At 57.3% G+C, this 21,166-nt stretch carries 22 protein-coding genes and 1 pseudogene; 11 read left to right on the top strand and 12 right to left on the bottom strand.

Features of this window, described 5'->3' with window-relative positions; genetic code table 11:
• Positions 1-55 precede the first annotated feature (55 nt).
• Positions 56-517, top strand: a complete 462-nt coding sequence (locus IFT98_RS05175; protein ID WP_192047645.1) for a DUF2269 family protein — start codon at positions 56-58, stop codon at positions 515-517.
• Positions 518-527: 10 nt separating this feature from the next.
• Here IFT98_RS05175 and IFT98_RS05170 read toward each other — a convergent pair whose 3' ends face one another.
• The 4 genes from IFT98_RS05170 to IFT98_RS05155 form a co-directional block, all read right to left on the bottom strand.
• Positions 528-1,286, bottom strand: a complete 759-nt coding sequence (locus IFT98_RS05170) for a collagen-like protein (RefSeq protein WP_192047644.1) — start codon at positions 1,284-1,286, stop codon at positions 528-530.
• Positions 1,279-1,557, bottom strand: coding sequence for a DUF1145 domain-containing protein (locus IFT98_RS05165; RefSeq protein ID WP_122476462.1), 279 nt, complete (start codon positions 1,555-1,557; stop codon positions 1,279-1,281). The genes IFT98_RS05170 and IFT98_RS05165 overlap by 8 nt, the downstream gene beginning before the upstream one ends.
• A 92-nt stretch (positions 1,558-1,649) precedes the next feature.
• Positions 1,650-2,378: an OmpA family protein gene (locus IFT98_RS05160; RefSeq protein ID WP_244650893.1), complete on the bottom strand. Its 729-nt coding sequence runs from the start codon at positions 2,376-2,378 to the stop codon at positions 1,650-1,652.
• A 101-nt stretch (positions 2,379-2,479) separates the two neighbouring features.
• The gene (locus IFT98_RS05155; protein WP_192047642.1) at positions 2,480-3,184 is read right to left on the bottom strand and encodes an OmpA family protein; all 705 of its coding nucleotides are present in this window, start codon (positions 3,182-3,184) and stop codon (positions 2,480-2,482) included.
• Positions 3,185-3,346: 162 nt separating this feature from the next.
• Between IFT98_RS05155 and IFT98_RS05150 the strand changes: the two genes are divergently transcribed.
• The gene (locus tag IFT98_RS05150; protein ID WP_192047641.1) at positions 3,347-3,844 is read left to right on the top strand and encodes a DUF6231 family protein; all 498 of its coding nucleotides are present in this window, start codon (positions 3,347-3,349) and stop codon (positions 3,842-3,844) included.
• 1 nt (position 3,845) lies between these two features.
• Positions 3,846-4,322 carry a YchJ family protein gene (locus IFT98_RS05145; protein ID WP_122713984.1) on the top strand — a complete coding sequence of 159 codons (477 nt, stop codon included), beginning with the start codon at positions 3,846-3,848 and terminating at the stop codon, positions 4,320-4,322.
• On the opposite strand, the gene IFT98_RS05140 is transcribed toward IFT98_RS05145, so the two are convergent.
• Positions 4,312-4,854, bottom strand: a complete 543-nt coding sequence (locus IFT98_RS05140) for a hypothetical protein (RefSeq protein ID WP_192047640.1) — start codon at positions 4,852-4,854, stop codon at positions 4,312-4,314. The two genes, IFT98_RS05145 and IFT98_RS05140, sit on opposite strands and share 11 nt — an antisense overlap.
• Positions 4,855-5,022: 168 nt before the next feature.
• Here IFT98_RS05140 and IFT98_RS05135 point away from each other — a divergent pair, with 168 nt between their 5' ends.
• The 3 genes from IFT98_RS05135 (at position 5,023) to IFT98_RS05125 (ending at position 8,455) form a co-directional block, all read left to right on the top strand.
• On the top strand, positions 5,023-5,508 hold the full coding sequence (locus IFT98_RS05135; RefSeq protein ID WP_192047639.1) for an LEA type 2 family protein: 486 nt from the start codon (positions 5,023-5,025) through the stop codon (positions 5,506-5,508).
• A gap of 87 nt (positions 5,509-5,595) precedes the next feature.
• A complete protein-coding gene (locus IFT98_RS05130; RefSeq protein WP_192047638.1) occupies positions 5,596-5,811 on the top strand; it encodes an SEC-C metal-binding domain-containing protein in 216 nt (71 codons plus the stop codon).
• 184 nt (positions 5,812-5,995) lie between these two features.
• Entirely contained in the window at positions 5,996-8,455 is a 2,460-nt protein-coding gene (locus tag IFT98_RS05125) for a penicillin acylase family protein (protein ID WP_192047637.1), read from the top strand.
• 59 nt (positions 8,456-8,514) lie between these two features.
• Here IFT98_RS05125 and IFT98_RS05120 read toward each other — a convergent pair whose 3' ends face one another.
• From IFT98_RS05120 to IFT98_RS05090, 7 genes and pseudogenes are all read right to left on the bottom strand, one after another.
• Entirely contained in the window at positions 8,515-9,066 is a 552-nt protein-coding gene (locus tag IFT98_RS05120; protein ID WP_122795068.1) for a DUF1285 domain-containing protein, read from the bottom strand.
• Positions 9,067-9,076: 10 nt separating this feature from the next.
• Positions 9,077-9,679: a DUF4823 domain-containing protein gene (locus IFT98_RS05115; protein WP_192047636.1), complete on the bottom strand. Its 603-nt coding sequence runs from the start codon at positions 9,677-9,679 to the stop codon at positions 9,077-9,079.
• Positions 9,680-9,769: 90 nt separating this feature from the next.
• Positions 9,770-10,417, bottom strand: a complete 648-nt coding sequence (locus IFT98_RS05110) for a TetR/AcrR family transcriptional regulator (RefSeq protein WP_122795070.1) — start codon at positions 10,415-10,417, stop codon at positions 9,770-9,772.
• Between the two features lie 334 nt (positions 10,418-10,751).
• Entirely contained in the window at positions 10,752-11,543 is a 792-nt protein-coding gene (locus IFT98_RS05105; protein WP_192047635.1) for a TatD family hydrolase, read from the bottom strand.
• 13 nt (positions 11,544-11,556) lie between these two features.
• The gene (locus tag IFT98_RS05100; RefSeq protein ID WP_043185228.1) at positions 11,557-11,913 is read right to left on the bottom strand and encodes a PilZ domain-containing protein; all 357 of its coding nucleotides are present in this window, start codon (positions 11,911-11,913) and stop codon (positions 11,557-11,559) included.
• A gap of 183 nt (positions 11,914-12,096) precedes the next feature.
• Complete coding sequence (locus IFT98_RS05095) at positions 12,097-13,083, bottom strand: DNA polymerase III subunit delta' (RefSeq protein WP_192047634.1); 987 nt, start codon at positions 13,081-13,083, stop codon at positions 12,097-12,099.
• Positions 13,076-13,414 (bottom strand): annotated as a pseudogene (locus tag IFT98_RS05090) (dTMP kinase); the annotation flags it as partial. The pseudogene IFT98_RS05090 and the gene IFT98_RS05095, both read right to left, overlap by 8 nt.
• A gap of 100 nt (positions 13,415-13,514) precedes the next feature.
• Between IFT98_RS05090 and IFT98_RS05085 the strand changes: the two are divergent.
• From IFT98_RS05085 to IFT98_RS05065, 5 genes are read left to right on the top strand one after another with little or no spacing between them, the layout of a single operon-like run.
• Positions 13,515-14,348, top strand: coding sequence for a deoxynucleotide monophosphate kinase family protein (locus tag IFT98_RS05085; RefSeq protein ID WP_192047633.1), 834 nt, complete (start codon positions 13,515-13,517; stop codon positions 14,346-14,348).
• Between the two features lies 1 nt (position 14,349).
• On the top strand, positions 14,350-16,566 hold the full coding sequence (locus tag IFT98_RS05080; RefSeq protein WP_192047632.1) for a hypothetical protein: 2,217 nt from the start codon (positions 14,350-14,352) through the stop codon (positions 16,564-16,566).
• Complete coding sequence (locus IFT98_RS05075; protein WP_192047631.1) at positions 16,556-18,604, top strand: tyrosine-type recombinase/integrase; 2,049 nt, start codon at positions 16,556-16,558, stop codon at positions 18,602-18,604. Before IFT98_RS05080 ends, IFT98_RS05075 begins: the two co-directional genes overlap by 11 nt.
• Complete coding sequence (locus IFT98_RS05070; RefSeq protein ID WP_192047630.1) at positions 18,601-19,596, top strand: TetR/AcrR family transcriptional regulator; 996 nt, start codon at positions 18,601-18,603, stop codon at positions 19,594-19,596. The genes IFT98_RS05075 and IFT98_RS05070 overlap by 4 nt, the downstream gene beginning before the upstream one ends.
• On the top strand, positions 19,596-20,876 hold the full coding sequence (locus tag IFT98_RS05065) for a hypothetical protein (protein ID WP_192047629.1): 1,281 nt from the start codon (positions 19,596-19,598) through the stop codon (positions 20,874-20,876). Before IFT98_RS05070 ends, IFT98_RS05065 begins: the two co-directional genes overlap by 1 nt.
• The last annotated feature ends 290 nt before the right edge of the window (positions 20,877-21,166 follow it).

Raw genomic sequence — 21,166 nt, 5'->3', positions numbered from 1 at the left:
TCATCGGGTCGCTATCATACCCTGCTCGACTTCGATGTGCTGGCTGGAGATACCCATGAGCGCCGACAGCGTGTTTCAAACCTTGCACGGGCTCGCTGCGCTGATGTGGCTGGGCGGCATGCTCGCCAGCTGGAAGATCCTGCGCCGGGCCGGGCTGGCAGTGCCTTCGCAGGCTCAGCGCCTGCAGCGTCTGGTGGATATTTTCCCACGGCTGTTCGGCTGGGTCTGGGCCGCTGTGCTGATTCTTCCGATCAGCGGCGTCGCCCTGCTGCGCCTGCGCTTCACGGGTTTCGAGACGGCGCCGCGTGACGTACAGGTGATGATGGGCCTGTACGTGGTCATGGTCGCGCTGTTCTTGCGTATGCAGGGTCTGCAACTGCCGACGCTGCGCAAGGCCGTAGCGGCCCAGGCGTGGACGGACGGCGCGATTGCCGTGAAGCAGCTGCGTCGCCTGGCGGTGGGTGGCCTGCTGCTGGGCCTGGCGGTCGTGGCGCCGGGCATGGCCAGGCAGTTCTGAACCAACCTGATCAGAAGCGCTGGATGCTCAAGGTGCCTTCGGTGCCCGCCTCGCCTGCTCGTCCCGGCAAGCCCTCGCGACCCGACTTGCCGCCTTCGGCGCGGTACACCACGCAGCCTTTGGATTTTCCTCCGGCGCCCGGACGTCCGGGAACACCGGCAGCGCCGCCCTGGCCGCCGTCGGTGCGCACCTTGATCGCTTCGCTGGCGAAGGTCGCCGGCAGACGCAGGCGTACGTTGGCGCCCGGCGCGCCAGGCAGCCCATCGCCGCCATTGTCGCCGTTGCCACCGCGCCCCGCCGAGCCCCAGGTACAACCGGGCGCCTGGCCATTGCCACCGTCCAGACCCGCATAGCCATCCGCACCCGCGCCGCCGCGCGCGTCGATGTTCACTTCCAGGGCGTCCAGCGATTGCAACTGCACGTCAAGATTGCGCCCAGCACGAGCCGCCTTCTGATGGGTGCCGGGCGCGCCACGGGCGAGAATCTGGCTGCCGCTGCCGAGTTCTGCATGCTGCGCGCGCAGGCGCAACTCCTGCTCGCCCGGCACTATCGCAATGCGCGCCTCATGCCCCAGGCGCAATTGCTCGACACTGAGTTCGGTCAGGTTGGCGGGAACCAGCAAGGTGCCGTAATCCGCCACGTCCAGGCGCTGCAACTGCAGCACGCTGGAGCTGGCCGGCAGGCGCAACAGCGAATGGGGTTCGACGCTGACCGACTCGGCCAATGCCAGCGGCGCAAACAGTACTGCCAACAAACCCAGCTTACGCATGGCTAGCCTCGGTATCGGACGGTGCGGGAATGGACTGGATGTGAAAGATCCCGGCCAGCAGGATCTGGACTCGGTCAAGCCACGGATGGCTGCGCCCGCGCAGGCGCTTGTTGAAAGCGATCGCTTCGATCAAGTGCAGGAAAAGCAAGGTGCCGCCGGCCAGGTTGATCAATGCATGGAACGGTTTGACCATCGGCATGAACAGGTTGAGCAGCACCACCCACCAGAACAGCAAGGTCAGACATTTACCTAGAATCAGAAATCCTTTCATGTGCCCCCCACGGCATCGGCTAGGCGCACATTAACGGCTGGAAGGTAGCGGTGACCAGAGGCCGGCAGGAAAAACCTGCCGGCCCGTACCCATCAATGGCTCAGATGGATTTCCACGCGACGGTTCTTGGCGCGTCCGGCATCGGTGTCGTTGCTGTCGACCGGCTCGCTTTCGCCACGGCCCTCGCTGCTCAGCTTGTCTGCCGCAACGCCTTGACCCAGCAGGAACGAGACGACACTGGCGGCACGTTGCTCGGACAGCTTCTGATTGAAGGCATCGCTGCCGATGCTGTCGGTATGACCGACGATCTTGACCGTGGCCACTTGGGCCGTCTTCATCCGCACTGCCAGGGACGTCAGCTCGGTACGGGCGCTTGAGGTCAGTTCGGCACTGCCGAATTCGAACGGTACATCGCCTGCATCGCTCAAGGTAACGACCTCGGGGATGTCGGCCACTGGCGGCTCAGGCGCCTTGGTCACGGCGGGATAGACCGGCAATGGGCACCCGTTGTGCTTGACGGGTGTATTGGCCGGGGTATCGGGGCAACGATCGCGTCGATCGAATACGCCGTCTTCGTCCTTGTCGCCATCCTGGGCATAGCAGACCAGACCGCTCACCACCGCGCCAGCCAAGCCACCACCAGCGGCCCACGCACCACTTTCGATGGCACCCAGCCCGCCACCGGCCAGGCCGCCCAGCACGCTGCAGACAGGCCAGGTGCGCGAGTTGAGTGGGGATGTCCCTTCAGGGGAGGTGGTACAGCCGCTCAGCACGCCGGCGACCAGCAGAGCGGGAAGTACGGTCCGCGATAGATCTTTCAGCTTCATTCAAGGCTCCTGAGTCGCCGACGGGCGCCGGCAACTGAGAAGTAAAGCGTGCCGCCGGTCGTTGTACAAGGGGACTGGCGGTTGGCGCTAAAGGTTCAACGCTGGATGAGAATCTCGGTACGGCGGTTCATGGCGCGACCGTCCGCGGTGTTGTTGTCGGCGACCGGCTGGGCTTCGCCCACACCCTTGACAGAGACCACGCTGGCACGCGGTACGCCGCTGCCGACCAGGTAGTCAGTCACTGCCTTGGCGCGCTGCTCGGACAACCGCTGGTTATAGGCGTCCTTGCCGACACTGTCGGTATGACCGCTGACGCTCAAGCGCGCCGTAGTCGCTTCGGTCTTCAGGCGGGTGGCGACGGTATCGAGCTGCGCCCGGTCGGCGGCAGTGAGGGTGGCCTTGTCGAATTCGAAATGCACGTTGCGGATGACGATCGTCTCCTCCTTGGACATCGGTGCCGGCTCGGCAGCGACTGGCATCGGCGCCGGAGCAGGCGGCGGGCAACCATTGGCGTCCACCGGCGTGCCCTTGGGAGTGCCCGGGCACTTGTCGCGGCTGTCCGGTACGCCATCACCGTCTTCGTCGCCATCGCCATGTACCCAGCAATAGGCCGCGCCGACACCGGCAGCCGCCGCGCCTACGCCGGCTGCCAGCGACCCGCTTTCGATGGCGCCCAGCGCCGCACCGGTCACGCCGCCCACGGCCGCACACATCGGCCAGTCGGTTTTCTGCAAGCCTGCGCAACCCGTCAACACGCTGCTGACCAATATCAAGGGTAATGCCGTCCGAACTATGCTCATCTAGTTTCTCCTCAGGGAATCGGCAGCAGGGGCCGACGTTCTGGGAGTAAAGACCGTGGTTGGCATATGCGCCAGCAATAAGCCATAGGGCGCGTCATCCATTCAATGCTGGGCCATTGGGTCGGGGCCCTATAATGTGGTGGCCACGACCGAGGAGCTTCAATGACCGACGCAGTATCTTCCCGTACCCCGCAGCAGGCTCTGGCGGCCTTGCTCGAACGTCACGCGCCGCAGCGCCTGCTGCTGATCGGCGCGAGTGCATTCCCCGCCCTGGCGGCGTTCGAGGCTGCGCATCCCGAAACCCGTGTATCCAGAGCCGCGCCCGGCCCCCTGCCCGCGGACCTGGCCGGCCAGCGTTTCGACCTGGCGCTGGCGGTGGATTGCCTGGAGCATCTGAACAAGGCCGAAGGCACGCGCCTGCTGGCCGGTATCCGCAACCTCAATGCGAGCTGCATCGCCGTGCTGGCCGACCCGGTCGCCAGCGGCTGGAGCGACACCGACTTCTACGCCCTGGCCCTGCAGGCCAGCGAACGCTTCGCCCGCGACCACCAGGTGCTCAAGCTGTACACCTATGATGTGCGCGAATACAAACAAGTCCCGGACTGGCTCAACGCCAAGTTCTGGGCCAACCCGGAAAACTTCGGCAAGTATTGGTGGTGATATGAGCGTTTCGATCTGTCCGTGCGCAAGTGGCAACCTGCTGCCGGCCTGTTGTGGTCGCTATCACGAAGGCCAGCCGGCGCCCGATGCGCAGAGCCTGATGCGCTCGCGCTACAGTGCCTACGTGCTGGGCCTGGTGGACTATCTGGTGAACACCACCCTGCACGCCCAGCAGGCCGGCCTGGACCGCCAGGCCATTGCCCAGTGGAGTTCGCAGAGCACCTGGCTGGGCCTGGAGGTGGTCGCGGCGGAAGTCTTCGGCGGCCAGCCGGAACACGCGTTCGTGACCTTCACTGCGCGCTGGCACGACAGCACCGGCGAGCACTGCCATCGCGAGCGGTCGGCGTTCGTGCAGCACGACGGCCGCTGGTATTTCATCGACCCGACCGTCCCGCTCAAGGCCAGCCGCAACGACAGCTGCCCCTGTGCCAGTGGGCAGAAATTCAAGAAGTGTTGCGCAGGCTACATCAGCCAATGATTTTCAGATGGGAAATGTCCGGCACCTGAACGGTTTCCTCGTGCCGCAACTGGCCCATGTCGCTGCCAGCAGGCGCCAGGCTGAACTGCTGCAGGTTCAGCTGCGCCGAGCGCTGTGCGGGTCGTTCATCCTGCAGATCGGCGCCCACCTCGGCGATGGCGAAGTCCGGCGCATCCACAGCCACGAACGCTGCCATGTACGCATCACGCGGCACGACCTCGGCGCGGCGGGCCACGGCCATGGGTTTCTGGCCGAAGTCGCCTGCCGCCGCCGGCGCGGTCATGATGATTTCTTCGATGTCCTGAGCCATTTCGTCGATGCTGGCCACGGCCCCTGCGCGCGCCAGCGCCGCGCGGTATTTTTCCGCCGCCTGGGCGTCGAGGTTGTTCTTGAGGACCAGCCGGCGTCCGGAAAACAGCAGCTCGATTCGCTGGGCGTCGGCCTGGAACAGTTTTGCCAGGTTGCTCTTGACCTGGTCCAGCGCCGCGCCGGGCACGCATTGACCGCTGAAGACGATCTCGTAGAAACGCATGGCAACTCTCCTGGCATGGCACCGTTGCGGGCGGTAGGCGTCCGCACAGATGCCGAAAAGCCAGCACCGTAGCAGTGATTATGGACCACGATGTTTCGGCGCAACAAGCTCGCCCTTGTCATGCCCGCGCGCCTTGTTAGACTCAAGGCAAATCCGGAGGTCCCTGCCATGTCCGCTTGCACTCTCGTTCTGCGCAGCATCGGCTTGCTGTCACTGCTGGGACTCACGGGCTGCGCCACCTGGTTCACCGGCAACTACCAGGATCCTCAGGTGCACTTGGTCAAGGTTGAGGTGGTCAAGGCCAACATGCTGCAACAGCGCCTGATCCTGCGTTTCCGCATCGACAACCCCAACGGCCGCAGCCTGCCAGTGCGCGGCATGAGCTACAGCGTGCGCCTGGAAGACATGCTGCTGACCGAAGGCGACGCCAGCGACTGGTTCAGCGTGGCCGCCAACAGTGGCGAATACTACGAGCTGCCGGTGCGCACCAATCTCTGGCAACATGCGCGCGAGCTGTCACGCCTGCTCAAGCACCCCGAGCGAGGGATCCGCTACGAGTTGCGCGGCGAATTGCGCACCGGGGTGCTGTTCGGCCACGACGTGGTGCTCAACCACACCGGGGTAATCGACGCGCGCGGCTTGTCCGGTCGCTGAGATGTCACAAAGATTTTTCCCGCAGCGCTGCTATTCCGAACCCGGGGTGAGATAATTCCGGCCAATTTCAACTGCGGAGTATTCTCGATGTCCCAGCAACCCCATGTGCACGGCCCTGACTGCAACCATGACCATGACCATGACCATGATCACCATCATGAGCACGACCACGGTCACGTGCATGGCCCGCACTGCAACCACGCCCCACAGGAACCGGTGCGCAATGCACTCAAAGATGTAGGCCGCAACGATCCCTGCCCCTGCGGCAGCGACAAGAAATTCAAGAAGTGCCACGGCGCCTGAGCCGCGGCGATGCCCGAGGGTGCTGCGTGCTGGTAGCCCCTCCCTTGACCCCAAGCCTACCGCTACGCGCTGTGCCCGCGAGCGGCTTGGGCACGAAGAAAATATCCCCCGCCTGACGCTTGCGCGCCGCCCCCGCCCTCTCTAACGTAGCGCCTTTTACGCCAGCCCCCGCAGGAGCTTCGCCATGGCCTCGCCCGCCCGTTTCTTCTTCACGCCCACGTTCGGCTGCGCCGCCGTGGTCACCGGCATGCTCACCCTGACCGGCTGCCAACAATGGCTGGGCGGCTCCGCCGAGCAAAACCTGCCGCCAAGCGTGGGTGTACAGCCGCTCAAGGGCCTGGCGCAGAACGTCTCGGTCAGGCGTAACGGGCTGGGCATGCCGCTTATCGAAAGCAATACCTTCCACGATGCTCTGTTCGCCCAGGGCTACGTGGCCGCCAGCGACCGCATCACCCAGATGGTCCGTCTGCGGCTGCTGGCCCAGGGACGCCTGGCCGAACTGGACGGCGTCGAAGCGCTGGACAGCGACCGCCTGCTGCGCAAGGTCAACCTGAAGAAAAGCGCCGACCAGTTGTATGCCGCCGCGTCACCTCGTCTGAAGCGTTTTTTCGATGTCTATGCACGGGGCGTCAACGCCTACCTGTTTCGCTACCGCGGCAAGCTCCCCGCGCAGTTGGCTGGCTACGCCCCCGAATACTGGAAGGCCGAAGACTCCGCGCTGATGTTTGCGCTGTGGTCGTTCAGCCAGTCGCTCAACCTGCAGGAAGAGCTGGGTTCGCTGGCACTGGCGCAGAAAGTGGGCACCGACAAACTGGCCTGGCTGCTGCCGGTCTATCCGGATGAAACCCTGCCTTTCAGCGAGGCCGACAAGCTCAAGGGCGTGTCGCTGGGCAACTCTCTGACCAGCCTGGCGGGCCTGGCCACGATGAATCGCGAACTCGAGCGGCTTGGCGCGCCAAGCTCCAGCAACTGGGCCATCGCCCCGCAACGCACGCGGGCCGGAAAAAGCCTGTTCGCCAACGATGTTCATGTGGCAACCAGCGTTCCGTCGGCGTGGAGCTTCGTACAGCTGCGCGCGCCACGCTTTCAGGCAGCAGGTGTCGCCCTGGCCGGTATGCCGGGCGTGCTGGCTGGCTTCAATGGTCAAGTCGCCTGGGGCATGGCAGCGGTGATGGGCGACAATCAGGATGTTTTTCTGGAGAAGGTCCGCAGCGAAGGCGGCCGCGTGCTGTATCAGTCCAACGGCAAATGGCAGCCGGCCCGCGTGCGTCAGGAGACCTACCTGGCCAAGGGGCAGCGTCCGCTGCGCGAAGCTGTCTACGAAACCGGTCACGGCCCGCTGCTCAACGACGTCAGCGGCATGCCGGCAAGCGGCGGCTACGGCCTGGCCCTGCAACTGCCGGATCTGACCGACGACAAGAGCCTGGATGCGCTGTTCGATCTGTCGCGCGCCAGCAATGTCGAGAAGGCTTCGGATGCCAGCCGGCAGATACGCGCCGTGGCCACCAACCTGCTGTTCGCCGATGCCAGCAGCATTGGCTGGCAGGTCACCGGCCGCTTTCCCAACCGTCTCGAAGGCAAGGGCATGCTGCCCTCGCCCGGCTGGGACGGTCGACATGACTGGGATGGCCTCGCCGACCCCATGCTTCACCCCTACGACCAGGACCCGCCGCAGGGTTGGCTGGGTACCGCCAACCAGCGCATCGTCCCGCCCGGCTATGGCATCCAGCTGTCCAACGCCTGGTACTACCCCGAGCGCAGCGAGCGCCTGGCCGAACTGGCCGGCAGCGGCAAGCACGACACACGCAGCATGATTGCCATGCAGTCCGATCAGACCACCCCCTTCGCCGCCAAGCTTAAAAAGATGTTGCTTGCGCCCGGCATGGCACAGCCCCTGAAAAGCGCCATCGATGCGCTGCCCGAGGGCGAGCGAACCAAGGCCCGCGAAGCCTACACTCGCCTCATGGCCTTCGATGGCCGCCTCGCCGCGCAATCTGCCGATGCCGCGCTGTACGAGCTGTTCCTGCAGCAGAGCGCGCAGCGCACCTTCCTCGACGAACTAGGCCCACTCGACAGCGCCAGCTGGAAGGCCTTCGTAGCCCAGGGCATGTCTTCCTACTCGGCCCAGGCCGATCATCTGCTGGGTCGTGACGACAGCCCGTTCTGGGACGACCTGAGCACCGCGCAGAAGGAAGACAAGCCGGCCATCCTGGCGCGCAGCCTGGCCGCCGCGGTCAGCGCCGGCGAGGCGCAGCTGGGCAGTGATCGAAGCACTTGGCAGTGGGGGCGTCTGCATCGCACCACCTGGACCGACACGGGCGGGCCCGATGCCGGCGCACCCGTGCTACGCGGCCCGGTTGCCACCGGCGGCGATCACACCACCTTGAACGCTGCGCCCTACCGCTGGGGCGACAGCTTCGACACCGCGTCGATACCGGCGCTGCGCATCGTCGTCGACTTCGCCCAGGCCGAGCCGATGATCGGCCTTGGCAGCAGCGGGCAGTCGGGTAATCCGGCCAGTGCCAACTACACCGACGGCATCGACGCGTGGCTCAAGGGTCAATACGTCAGCTTCCCGATGCAGCCGCAGCATTTCGACAAGGCCTACGGGACCAAGCGACTGACGTTGACGCCGCAGAAATGACCGCGTGATCCGCCACCAAAAACGCAAGAGAGCCCCCGTTACTCGAAACGGGGGCGTGATCACTGCGCCGGATCCTGCCCTATCGGGAAGAACACCCCGCCACTCCACACCCCCAGCCAACCGTCACGCACCACGGCCAGCTCGACCAGCCGATAGAACACGTTGCGATGAATGCGTGCTTCCAGGTTATTGCGCACCAGCACGTAGGGTGAAGGTTCCTGAGTGCACGGGTCGATGTCGACCCGCAGCGGGTGCTGTGCGTCGGCATCGACACCGTCTTCGACATTGCTGATGAAGCGCAGCGACTGCTGCTCGCCTTCCCCCGACACCTGCATGTCGATAGCCACGAACGGTGCGTCATCGACGACGATGCCGACTTTTTCCACCGGCGTCACCAATACGTACTCGTCGCCATCGCGGCGCAGGATCCCGGCGAACAACTTGACCATCGCCGGTCGGCCAATCGGGGTGCCCTGATAGAACCAGGTACCGTCACGGGCAATGCGCATGTCGATGTGCCCGCAGAAATCGGGATTCCACAGGTGCACGGGCGGCAAGCCCTTCTTGGCGGTAGGAATGTGCGCCAGCAAATCGTCGGCCCTGCCCGTCATGCTTGTCTCCTCAGCGGCTTACGCCCAACAAGCTGCGAGCGTAGTCCTCAAGGGGTGGACCAAGCAAATCTTCCGGTTTGTTGTCGCGCATCGTCAACAGCCCGCCACGGCTGCGGATGGTCGCGGTGTCGATGAGATAGCGGGTGCTGGTTTCGATGAGCATGATCTGAATCACGCTGCTGTCGACCCCGAGCCGGTCCAGAGCCTCCTGGTCGGCCCATTCGTCAGCGTTGCCGATACGGTCGTCGGCACGCGCGAAACGGGTGTAGAGCAGGTAATGCGCGCCGGCATTGCGCGCCTCGCCCAAGGCCTGTTCCAGGCCCTGCGGTGCCGGAGCGCGGCGGACCAGGGGAAAGTACTCGACGAACGCTTCGAATGCCTGTTCAGCCACCACGTTGGGCCGCGGGTAGGCGCCGCCGGGCGGCACGAACGCGCCTTGGCCAATGTAGATGAACGAGTCAGGCTGCACGCGCAGGTTGTTGAACCGGCGAGTTTCACTGTGGTTCAACACACCCGCATCGCTCAGGTGATAGCGAGCGCCTTCGCCCAGATCACTGACCTTCATGCAACCGCCCAACGCCAACAGCGCCAGCAGCACGACCAGGTTACGCATGCATCCTCCAGAGCCGGCGACAAGATCCCGGCGATCAGCCACATGATGCAGCTTCTGCGCCAGTTTGCAGGGCTCGGGATGGCTTGAAGGTCAGGCTTCTTTGGGGGCGGGTATTTCCGGATCGCGTTTGCGCTTGTTGCCCATGCGCACGCCGATGTCCATGAGGAACTGGAAAAAGCCCTCCTGATCTTCCAGTACGTTGCTCCAGAACGGCGAGTGATACAGCGCCACGGCGCCATGTACCAGCGCCCAGGCAGCGCAATAGTGGAAATACGGCGGAACGTCTTCCAGCTTGCCCTCGCTGATTCGCCCCTCGATGAGGAACGTCAACCGTTCGAAATTGGAGGCGCGGATCTTGTGCAGTTGCTCGACGAGCTCGGGCACCTGATTGCCCTTGACCACCTTCTCTTCGAGCCGATCGAACAGCCGATAGCGCTGCGGATCGCGCATGCGGAACTCGAAGTAGGCGCGGGACAGGGCTTCCTTGTCTCGATCGATGTCGGCCGAATGCAGCAGCGAGTTCAGGTCGCGCTCGTAGTCGAGCATCAGCCGCAGGTAGATCTCGGCCTTGGATTTGAAGTGTTTGTAGATGGTGCCTTTGCCGATACCCACGGTGTCGGCGATCAGCTCAACCGTAACGCTGTCTTCGCCTTGCTCGAGAAACAGCGCCAGCGCGGTGTCGAGGATTTCCTGCTCGCGGCGGCGAAACTCACGGACCTTACGAGGTTCTTTTTGCATAGGAAGGACTGGATCGAAAGCGGAGGCAGTCATTATGCCTGTATGAGGTCAAAATGCACGGATCATCCGAATTCTCTGGCTTTATGGCGCATATGCCACGCAACCCTGCAATCCGTGCTGAGCAGCGGCGCGCGTATTCCAAATACGTTTAAGAAAACCCCGGCCGGCACTGGCGCCTCGGACCCATTCGACAATACTTGAATTGTCGACGCGACATACTCCCCCAAGTGAAGCGTCGGCAAGGCGTCGATGGACCACGCGCCTGTTGTGACTCCTAATGGTCTTGACCCGGGATTCTCCCCCCAGAGCCCGGGTTTTTTTTGCCCGTGCAGGCTCAAGCCTGGCGACGAACCCGCGCCAGGGGGAACAGCCGGCAGAAATTGTCGGTGGTGCGCTCGGCCAGGCTGTCGAACGTCTCGCCACGGACCGTGGCGATACACTGCGCCACTTCGCGGACGTACTGCGGCAGGTTGGACTTGCCACGGTAGGGAATGGGCGCCAGGTAGGGCGAGTCGGTTTCGACCAGCAGGCGATCGGCAGGCACCTGCCGCGCAACTTCACGCAGGGCATCGGCATTGCGGAAGGTCACGATGCCCGACAGCGAAATGTAGAACCCCAGGTCGAGGGCGGCTTTGGCCATCGCCCAGTCTTCGGTAAAGCAATGCAGCACGCCGGCCTGGGGCAATTGCGCCTCGCGCAACAGGGCCAGGGTATCGGCGCGAGCGCCGCGGGTATGCACGATCACCGGTTTGCCGGTCAGGTTGGCTGCCTGCAGGTGCAGTCGAAACGACTCCTGTTGCAGCTGCGCCGCCTCGGGTTCGTAGTGGTAGTCCAGGCCGGTTTCACCAATCGCCACCACGCATGGCGCATTGAGCTCGGCCATCAGCCAATCCAGCGCGGGCGGCTTGCCGGGAGCGAGGTCGAGGGGATGAATGCCGACCGAGCAATCGACGTCGTCGTAGCGACCGGCCAGGGCCTTGACCGTGGCAGCGTTCTCGGCGCTGACGCCGATGCACAGGAAATGCCCTACACCGCAGGCACGCGCAGCGTCCAAGGCGGTATCCAGGCAGCCGTTGTGTTCGGCAAGGTCGAGGCGATCCAGGTGACAGTGGGAATCTACGAGCATGAGGGTATGGTAACTACATCGTGTGAGTGGGACGGTCGGACTTCAAGGCGCCGGCCAGATAGGTTTCGATCTTGTTGCGCGCAGTATTGTCGCCGTCGTTGAACTGCACGCCCACCCCCGCAGCGCGGTTACCCTGGGCGCCCTTGGGGGTGATCCAGGCAACGCGACCGGCCACGGGAATCTTTTCCGGCTCATCCATCAGGTTGAGCAGCATGAACAGTTCATCGCCCAGCTTGTAGCTCTTGCTGGTTGGAATGAACAAGCCGCCGTTCTTGATGAACGGCATGTAGGCGGCGTACAGGACGGCCTTGTCCTTGATGGTCAGGGACAGAATACCGTTGCGCGGTCCGGGACTGACGGGTTGATTCATTCGTGCTCCGTTACTGATAGTGAATTTTCGCAGCAGCCAAACCGCTTCCGCCTCCGACGCGGCTTGCGCCGTTGCTACAACCGGCGCATCCCTGTAGCAGCGGCGCGAGCCGCGTCCGGTATCACCACGGTACATCAGACAAACCGCAGCCAACATCGGCAGCGTTCGATCACAATGCACCCATCACGTCTGCCCCGGCAAGGCCATCCAGGACACCAGTAGCGCCTCGATGAGCAATACCCGGTTCAGGTTGGCCTTGCCCAGCACCTTCTGGCGCTGCATCAACACCCAATCCTGAATGGCCAGCACTTTACTCTGGGTACTCTTGTCAGCCAGATATTGCAGCACCTTGCGCATGTCACTCAAGCCCAGGCCCTGCTCGTCCGTCGTCAGCCGATAGCGCAGCAACAGGTTCGACCACTCGCAGAACCAGTCGAACAGCAGCAGCAATGGCACGGCGTTCCAGGCTTCGGCCAGCTGGCTGGGCGTCTGCTGCCCTTTGAGCAGCTTCTTCACCCCTTCGACCACCAGCGCCCGCTGCTCGACGATCCCGGCAGCCTGCAACCTCACTGCTGCCAGCGGCGAGCCGGCGGCCAACGCGAGCAGATCGGTGCGCGCAACCTCGTCCACTTGCGGCAGCGCCATGGCCAGCCACTGCAGGCTGACGGCCTGAGTAGGCAACGGGCACGCCTGCTGCACGCAACGACTCTTGACCGTGGGCAGTAGTCGACTGGGCTGATGGCTGACCAACAGCAAGACGGTATTGCCCGAAGGCTCCTCGAGGCTTTTCAGCAGCGCGTTGGCCGCATTGACGTTCATGGCTTCGGCAGGCTCGATGAGCACCACCTTGCGCCCACCCATTTGCGCGGTCTGCACCACGAACGCGACCAGCTCGCGCACCTGGTCGACCTTGATCGCCTTGTCCGCTTCCTCAGGTTCGAGGATGAAATTGTCCGGATGGCTGCCGGCCTGCAGCAACAGACACGACTTGCAGGAACCACAGGCGTGCTGCGCGGCCGGACGCTGGCACAGCAACAGTGCCATCAGGCGCTCGGCGAGGGCACGCTTGCCGATGCCCTGCGGCCCGTGCAGCAGGTAGGCGTGAGCATGCTGGGTCCGCCCGGCCAGTTTCTGCCACAGGTCATCCTGCCAGGGGTAGGCGTCAGCCACGCGGCAAACCTCGCAGCTCGGGCAGCAGCGCGTCCAGCGCCTGCTGGACCTGCGCCAGGCTCTGCCCGGCATCGACCACCCGGTAGCGCGAAGGCGCTGCAGCGGCGCGGGCAAGGTAGGCGCCGCGCACCGCCTCGAAGAACGCCCGGCCTTCCTGTTCGAAACGATCGAGGCGACCCCGCGCGCTGGCACGCGCCAGACCGACTTCCACGGGCAGGTCGAACACCAGCGTCAGGTCCGGGCGCAACGTGCCCTGGACAAAGGTTTCGAGCTGGGCGATGCGTTCCTGGGATAACCCACGGCCGCCGCCCTGATAGGCATAGGTGGCATCTTGTTTTGGAATGGACAGAATTGGAAACAAGAAGATATACTCAGGCTATAAAAAAATGTAAACAAACTTAAAATTGTTTCAAATCAGGGGCTTAGCACGGATGAAGAGAATCATAGGGCTGGCAGCGAAGGCTAGATCAGGCAAGGACACAGCAGCAGCGATATTGCTTCAGCATGCCTGTGTAACCGCGTTCGCCCTCGCAGATCCACTCAAACGGGGATGCCAAATTCTCTTCAATCTCTCAGATGCCCAAGCCTGGGATGATAGCGTAAAGGAGGTTGAGGTTGGGGCATGGGGACTGTCACCGCGTGCATTCTTTCAGCGCATAGGCACTGAATGGATGAGGAGCCACAACGCCAATCACTGGTTGATGCGGGCTGATCGCGAGATCTATAAACCCATTGCCATACACCCACTCTCTTCTGAACAGACCAATCATCCAGAAACCCCTTTTATCTTAGCTGCGAAAGCATTTTTCAACCTAAGCGATGACCAATGTTGGTGCGCTGCCGCCTTCAATAAGATTGATTCATTTTGGCAGATGGCACCAGTTGAAATGGTTAATCTAGTCAAAATGAGAGCGCTTCAAGACTTCCCGGACTTCACAGAGAAGCGAAGCGCGATGCCTCCTCAGGAGGTCAATAATACCGCCTATATTCAAAAACCGAATCTCGACAGCAACGGCAAAGACACAATTATCATCAAGGACATTCGCTTCGAGAATGAGGCTGCGTACATTCGGAGTATAGGGGGTAGCATCTGGCATATTGTGAGAGAGGATGCCCAACCTGTAAATATGCATTCATCGGAATTTGGAATTACGGTCGAAGACGAAGATATCGTCATCCATAACAATGGATCACTTGAAGAGTTAGGCACTCGTTTAAACGAGACGTGGGCATCCCTAATTTCAGATTCAGCCGATAGAGGGTAAGATGGATCATCTCTATAAGCCGAAAGACGCCGTTCATGATGTCGTCATGAGCGCTGACAATCATGAGATGGAATGCCACTATCAAGGCCATTCTTTTTATGACAAGGCAAAAGCTATCTGCCTGGCACTTCACTTAACTTTTATCAAGTACTGCCCAACGAGAAGCAGAGCTACAAACAGCTCACTAAGACGGTCAATATGGATATTTTTTGACTTCATTGAAGCCTACAATGCCCGCAATCCAGCCCAGCTATGGATTCTGAAGATTACCGACCTGAGCGCGGAAGTATACAAGCAGTTCGAAAACCATCTCCTGAAAAGTGATGAAAGCCTGGCTCTTGCTGCCCGACTGAAGACCGCACTCAAAAATGCGTCATCCATGACAGATGCGATTCCAGACTTGTTACTTCCATTTGCGAAAAGAGCAAGCACTCAGGCTAGACTACCCTTTAGCGATGAAACTGAGAATTCGCTTGCAAATGCTTTCACCTCGAGTATTGATCGGCTCTACGAAATCCTTGAGTTTCGCAAGTTAGTTTCCCAAGCCACACCCTATACCTTCACAGAAATTATTTCAAAAGTCACTTACTCGAAAGAAACGATCTTCCAGTGGCTTCAACATAGGTTTGATAGTGGCTTTGAGCTCAATTGGAGTGCACTACATGCTAAGCTGAAACTTTCAAGCAATCCGGAATTACGCGAAATCGCTTCACTTCCCAACTGGCGGGGAGTGATTTACTCGGCCTACAAAAATAGAAGCGAAGAATTCCAATTTGAGAATCCAGAAAACCCATTTCAGTTCCGAAAGATTCTCAATTTTAATCCGGATCCCGCGCGAGTGATCAGAACGTTCATCGAGAACGGCTATCCGTTCGAAGTAGAACTGGATGAAATCATCGAAAAATATTCGGCTATCAAAGTCAACGCATTTGAAAAGTGCAGTGATGTAATCCAACTGATTATGCACAGATGGAGCAAGCCCGTAACGCCGCCTGGCTTCAGTAATCCGATCAAGTGGGACGACCTGCTCAACCTGTACTATCCATCAATGCAGGACATGTCTTGCATCGTACAGTTCATCATGCTTCAGACTAACTGGAACAAAGAGGCGGTCTTGGCGCTCGATCCTAATAATTTTGAGCACGCGCTTACTGGGGCAATGAATGAAAAGCATGTGATGATTCAGACGGAAAAAAACCGTAGCCAAGGGATCGCCAAACCTTACTATGCCCCGAAAGAAATAATCGCCGCGAGCACAACCACCGACATGTACTCGGCTCGGAATTTGATTTTGCTCGCGATAAAGCTTTCTGAGCCCCTTGCTAAGTACGAATTCGATTATGTCCGCCATGGCATGACTTCAGCAGACTACAACACAACATTTTTGTGCCTGCGTTTCTTTGCGGACTGGACGAAGAAAGGTGGACGTCATACCTCTGCTTCCAACGAAAAAGCTTTTCAGCAAGGCATTAAGCAGCTTCTCAAAGAATTTCCCATCTTCGATGAGGATGGTGAAAGGTTGATGAGCGGTATAGACCTAACGTGGCGGCTGCGCGCGACGTGGGTGAAGCGTCGAAAGCAAATCTCAGACAGCTCCAGTTCCCACGGCATGCTGGCAATGCTTCTGGGGCACGCGAGTACGGTCACCACAGACGTGCACTACGACAATTCACCTCCGGCCCAACAGGAGCGTTACGACCGACTCGAGTCCGAACTCGAAGCAGTCCTCCGGTTGATGCGGTCAGGAAAATTCGAAGGAATGCTGGGCACGCCTCCCAAAGAGGCGGCCATTCAGCTTCCACTGAAGATTTTTCATATCCCTGGGATGGAAAGGCCGCTCTGGGGGTGCGCTAACCAGCGCAAGCCCACTTGGATTGGCGCAGCCCGCAATGTGCCATTGGGACAGAGATGCTACGTGGTGAGCAAATGCATGTTCTGCTCTCAATGCATCATTTTTGAAGACTCCCTTCCTTACTTGATTGAGCGCCGCATCCATGTGGTTGAGATCATCGATGATCAGCCAGAGTCTGCTTCTGAATATAGCAACGACTGGGAAGTCGAGTTGATCAAAATAGACTCCATCCTTGAAAACTGGGAAGACGAGCAGGCAGTCAGAGAGGCATCTCGTTACCAGCGGCGGAATACGCCTTTGCTGCCACGAGACATGAATTTCCTCCAAGTAATCCTTGAAGAAGAGGACAGACAAAATGAAAAATAAGACTACTGATATCGTAGAGGAATTACCAGATGATCTCGCTGAGCAGCTGGATATCGACTTCTCTGAAGACATCTTGGACGCTGCAGAGAAAGAAATCGAAGATCTCCTGAAGGAGACCGGCGGCGACTACCGTCAAACGCAAAGCACCCTCTTACAAAAGCTGGCGTTGTATCCTGCCGGAAATTTCCCCGTATCCGAATACTCGATGTATTGCGATGACAGCTGGATAATATTTAAAGGGCCAGATGGCGAAGTTACTCGCATCAACTTTGACGCCATGTCAGAACATGGCGTATCCATCAAAAAATCAATCGTATATCATTTAATTCCTGATTTCGCACCATTTGCGGGTATCCGGTCGTATTTAACTACACTGAACCACGCTCAGAACTTTCGGCGCGTCTACAACTATGTTCTCGTAGATAATAATCTCACAGAAGATGCTGACTCATTATCTTTCATTACGCCAAGGCTTCTGAACGACGCACTTGACAGGTCAAAACTAGCCCCTCAATTCACTCATTACCATTATCTGTTTCTGCACATCCGCTTCTGGATTTCTCTCAGCGTACAAAAATTGATTCCGGAGGAAAATCGTTTATCAGTATCGCCAACTACCGTAGACACACCTGAGCGCAGGAAAGACGTTATTCGGAATTTTACGGGATCCATTGCAAGCTGGGCTCCCTACACCGAAAGCGATCTGAAAAAGCTCGTTGAGCACGCCTTATTCTGGACTGAGAAGGCGATGCCGCGTGTTAAAGAAGCTTCTGATTATATCAAGTCCCGAGAATTCGAAGTCACCTGGTCGAAAACGATCACTCGAAGTGCGGAAGATTTTGATTTAGAAAAAAATCTGAATGTAGTAGTTGCTAGTAAGCAGATTCTAAAACTTCAAAAGACTAAGCGTGAATACAATAACCAGGCCCCTTTCTGGCAGTATTCATGGACTCGCAGCTTTCAACATTCGCTCACCCACATACGGGACGCACTCTACATATTGCTGGCACTGGTTACAGGGCTGCGAGTGAGTGAACTTGAAGCGCTTAAATTTGATCACGTCGTTGAAACAAAGAACGGAAAATTCAAGCTACAAGTCACCCGATATAAAACTAGCCAAGACCCCAATTACAAAGGGGATACGTCTTTCATCCCACTTCCAAAATTTATCGGAAGAAAGGTAAAGGATTTCGAACACTTAAGATACGAACTTGACCAAAAAAGGGAAGGCTATATTTTTCAATCTATGCTCGGTACGAAAAAAGTCGTGCGAGAAGCGTCTATAAAGACAGAGCAAATTACGAAGCGTCTTCAACAACAGCTAGGTATCGACCGCGTCCATACTCATCGCTTCAGGAAAACCATTGCCGAAATTCTTATCAACCGCAGTGAACGGAATGTAGACATCATCCGCCTGTTGTTTGGTCATGCCAGCTATGCGATGACTCTAAGGTACATTGGCCGTAATCCTTACATTGTTCAGAGTGTTGCCAAGGCGATTGAGGAGAACTATATCCAAGAGTTCACCGATATCATCACATCGGTAAAAAGCTCAAGCTCGTCTGGCATCAATGCACAACGTCTCGTCGAAAAAATTGCTGCTCGTCCAGAGTCGTTCTCTGGACAAAGCCTCAAGGTTACAATTTTCACCTACGTCACCCATTTGCTTTCGTCCGGCGAACCTCTGTTCATTCACCGTACGGCCGTAGGCACTTACTGCGTAAGTACGGAAGTGTACTCGTCTCCCGATCTTCCGCCATGCCTGGCCCATCACCGAACTACGGTTAAGGATGCCCTTCCGGAACCACTCCATTGCGATACGGCATGCCCACACGCATTGATCGTCGGTAAGGCGGCACAGGCATTGAAGGACAACACGAACTTCTATCAACAGATGCTGGACAAGGCAAGCGACACTTTATCGGAGACCTCGAAAGCGATGCTGCGACTAAAGGTATTGGAAAACACCAAGCACCTCGAAGCATTGAATAATAATCACGCTTACAAAGTTATTCCTTCAGTGGGTATCAGCGTATGAGTAGCCAAGCCACACGCGACAAACTAATTGGCATCATCAAAGAGCACCAACTCAACCACGGCCAATCTAAACTTCCTATAGCTAAACTTGCTGACCTGGCGGGCATTAGCCGCCAGGCTTTCAACCGCTATTATGGTGATTTAAAGAACTACTCAATTGGCAAAGAATCCGTTGCTAAGTTATTTGCCAATGACAACGAATCACTCGGCGAGATGATCGAGAACAAAGAATCTATGATTCTGCGGCTGGAGCAGGAACTTGCAGCAACCAAAGCTGCACATAAAGCCGAACTTGAAGCTGCAATCTCGAATCACATTTCAACACTGATGAACAACGATATTATGGCGTTCGAGGCCGGACAACTTACAGCAACTCTCACGGGCCAGAGCAATCACAATGCCTACCTTAATAAACGGGTAACCGAGCTTGAAGTAAAAAATGCGAAGCTTACGATGGAGGCCGTGACTTCCGCCCACGCCACCAGCTCCAGTTATGCGGTGAAATCTGACAAAAACTTTATTATATTTGATCTGGATCTTTCGTCAGCTAAAAAATCATATGCAACCTCAAGCGACTTCGATGCATATGAGGACGCTAAAGAAGCAGCAATCACGAATATCACGAAGAATTTGATAAAACTGCCCAATCCGGAAAACATTGATATCGTACTCTTTCAGGATAAATATATTTCAGACTTTGATGCTTTCTGCACTAAGATTGCACCCTATCAAAATCGCACCACCGTTGTTGTACGTCTTCCAATTTACAGTCGAGAAGAGCTACAATTTATACTTAAAGATCTTCAGCAGATATCTAGCATCTCAATACATGTGCCTTTCACCGCGTCGAAAACAACAACATCGGCAAATCGCAGGTTTGGCAATCGCGATATCCCTCCAGAAGAGTTAAAAGATGCGGATAACGCGAAGCCTCCATCTATCACATGGGGCTTTGAACAAGTTATATTTTTCAGAGTTCGGCAGGGCGAATGATGCCAGATTTTGAATTCAAAGAAATTAGCTACTATAGCATCGACCTCAATCTAGAGGTCAAACATCAAGTTATCATTGCAGGTTTTAGAAAAAAGAAACTCTTACTGAGCATACCAAACTTATACCTATATGAAAAAACTCGCTCATCTAAAGAAACATCAAAAAGGTATGCTACCTTAATCACTAAATTTTATAAATTCTTATCGAAACTTCCAAGATTTAACTCTGTAAGCCCCGGCGACTATCATTTCCACGTCATAAACGCTGATTTAAAAAAATGGCAAGTATATCGGCAGATAAACCGCGTTAAAAACGGTAGTGCTCATCCGAGCTCTGAAACCATTTACAATGATGCCTGTGTCGTATTATATTTTTTTAAGTGGCTACACGAACGCCACATCCCTATTAACGTAACCATTCATCTCAAAACCTGGATCGCCAATTTTAAAGACAGACGACTTCTGAGTTACATTGAGACGAAAGCAAAGCAGGTACTGGACGCCGACTCTATTCGCGTGCTTGATAAAGAGTCCAGACAAAAAAGAGCTATTCGTCTAATATCCAATAATGATATTCATACTCTTCTATCTTGCTACCCCGACATGGTATACAAAACGCTTTTCAAATTTGCCCTTGCAACAGCAATGCGCCCTATGGAGCTGGTAAAATTTCCGTACATGGGAAATGGAAAAAACCGCCACATTCTTCCGTACAGCGAGATGAGCAAAGCTGATAAGACTTTTAAATACTCTCTCATTGGCAAGGGGAATAAATTCAGAAAGATCATCATTCCGGCATACGCCTTGAAAATGCTTGATTCTGAATACATCAAAACTGAATACCAAGCTCGCGCCAAGCTTTATAAGGAACGCTTTGGAAAAAAATGCCCGTTGTCAATACTCTTCTTGACATCGGAGGGCGTTCCCGTTACTCAAACTATGATAGCCCAAGCGACCAACTATGCAAAAAAGCTAGCATTCAAAAAAGATCCTGATTTCCAGATGAGCAATAAGTTTTATCATACTAGGAAATGGTGGCCGACCCTTATGATGATTCAGCATCACAACGGAGACGGTATTCTTGAGAAAAACGCAGAGGTCATGGATCTCGCGATCACCGAGGTAATCATAAATCAGCTTGGCCATGAAAATCCAACAACGACCTATCAGCACTACCTTGTTTTGGGACGATTTCTCGTTATGGCCAGAAAGGGTATCACTCATGAGCATATACATGAGAAGACCATCAATATATATGACGCTATCGCTGAGTACTCCTGACAGTCCATATGAGAGTTTTTTTTCAGACAACTCCTCATCAGCCCAACAGACCTTCCGCCTGGGAAGAATCTTGGAATCGAGGGAGCCCTTTTCACCAATTCTCAAAAGCTCGATCTTGCATCCGCTTATTCAACATCCTCCTCCTTTACTAATCCAAAGCAGGTCATATACCGGAGGTCTGCCGGGTCAAGACCTTTCTGCCACCCCAGGTGCGACTACAAGCGACCTCGACCCTATGCTTCGGGTCGATCTAGTTGAGCAGTTAGGCTGAAGCTCGTCTATCCATACCA

Origin of the sequence: Pseudomonas sp. CFBP 8770 (assembly GCF_014841705.1) — a bacterium.
Classification (GTDB): domain Bacteria; phylum Pseudomonadota; class Gammaproteobacteria; order Pseudomonadales; family Pseudomonadaceae; genus Aquipseudomonas.
Note: the sequence above shows the minus strand (reverse complement) of the source record. Positions and strands in the feature narration are given on the sequence as shown.

What these genes read in the sequence shown, in the direction of transcription:
- IFT98_RS05175 (WP_192047645.1), top strand. Translation starts at nt 56, where the DNA reads ATGAGCGCCGACAGCGTGTTTCAAACCTTGCACGGGCTCGCTGCGCTG.
- IFT98_RS05170 (WP_192047644.1), bottom strand. Translation starts at nt 1,286, where the DNA reads ATGCGTAAGCTGGGTTTGTTGGCAGTACTGTTTGCGCCGCTGGCATTG.
- IFT98_RS05165 (WP_122476462.1), bottom strand. Translation starts at nt 1,557, where the DNA reads ATGAAAGGATTTCTGATTCTAGGTAAATGTCTGACCTTGCTGTTCTGG.
- IFT98_RS05155 (WP_192047642.1), bottom strand. Translation starts at nt 3,184, where the DNA reads ATGAGCATAGTTCGGACGGCATTACCCTTGATATTGGTCAGCAGCGTG.
- IFT98_RS05150 (WP_192047641.1), top strand. Translation starts at nt 3,347, where the DNA reads ATGACCGACGCAGTATCTTCCCGTACCCCGCAGCAGGCTCTGGCGGCC.
- IFT98_RS05145 (WP_122713984.1), top strand. Translation starts at nt 3,846, where the DNA reads ATGAGCGTTTCGATCTGTCCGTGCGCAAGTGGCAACCTGCTGCCGGCC.
- IFT98_RS05140 (WP_192047640.1), bottom strand. Translation starts at nt 4,854, where the DNA reads ATGCGTTTCTACGAGATCGTCTTCAGCGGTCAATGCGTGCCCGGCGCG.
- IFT98_RS05135 (WP_192047639.1), top strand. Translation starts at nt 5,023, where the DNA reads ATGTCCGCTTGCACTCTCGTTCTGCGCAGCATCGGCTTGCTGTCACTG.
- IFT98_RS05130 (WP_192047638.1), top strand. Translation starts at nt 5,596, where the DNA reads ATGTCCCAGCAACCCCATGTGCACGGCCCTGACTGCAACCATGACCAT.
- IFT98_RS05125 (WP_192047637.1), top strand. Translation starts at nt 5,996, where the DNA reads ATGGCCTCGCCCGCCCGTTTCTTCTTCACGCCCACGTTCGGCTGCGCC.
- IFT98_RS05120 (WP_122795068.1), bottom strand. Translation starts at nt 9,066, where the DNA reads ATGACGGGCAGGGCCGACGATTTGCTGGCGCACATTCCTACCGCCAAG.
- IFT98_RS05115 (WP_192047636.1), bottom strand. Translation starts at nt 9,679, where the DNA reads ATGCGTAACCTGGTCGTGCTGCTGGCGCTGTTGGCGTTGGGCGGTTGC.
- IFT98_RS05110 (WP_122795070.1), bottom strand. Translation starts at nt 10,417, where the DNA reads ATGCAAAAAGAACCTCGTAAGGTCCGTGAGTTTCGCCGCCGCGAGCAG.
- IFT98_RS05105 (WP_192047635.1), bottom strand. Translation starts at nt 11,543, where the DNA reads ATGCTCGTAGATTCCCACTGTCACCTGGATCGCCTCGACCTTGCCGAA.
- IFT98_RS05100 (WP_043185228.1), bottom strand. Translation starts at nt 11,913, where the DNA reads ATGAATCAACCCGTCAGTCCCGGACCGCGCAACGGTATTCTGTCCCTG.
- IFT98_RS05085 (WP_192047633.1), top strand. Translation starts at nt 13,515, where the DNA reads ATGAAGAGAATCATAGGGCTGGCAGCGAAGGCTAGATCAGGCAAGGAC.
- IFT98_RS05080 (WP_192047632.1), top strand. Translation starts at nt 14,350, where the DNA reads ATGGATCATCTCTATAAGCCGAAAGACGCCGTTCATGATGTCGTCATG.
- IFT98_RS05075 (WP_192047631.1), top strand. Translation starts at nt 16,556, where the DNA reads ATGAAAAATAAGACTACTGATATCGTAGAGGAATTACCAGATGATCTC.
- IFT98_RS05070 (WP_192047630.1), top strand. Translation starts at nt 18,601, where the DNA reads ATGAGTAGCCAAGCCACACGCGACAAACTAATTGGCATCATCAAAGAG.
- IFT98_RS05065 (WP_192047629.1), top strand. Translation starts at nt 19,596, where the DNA reads ATGCCAGATTTTGAATTCAAAGAAATTAGCTACTATAGCATCGACCTC.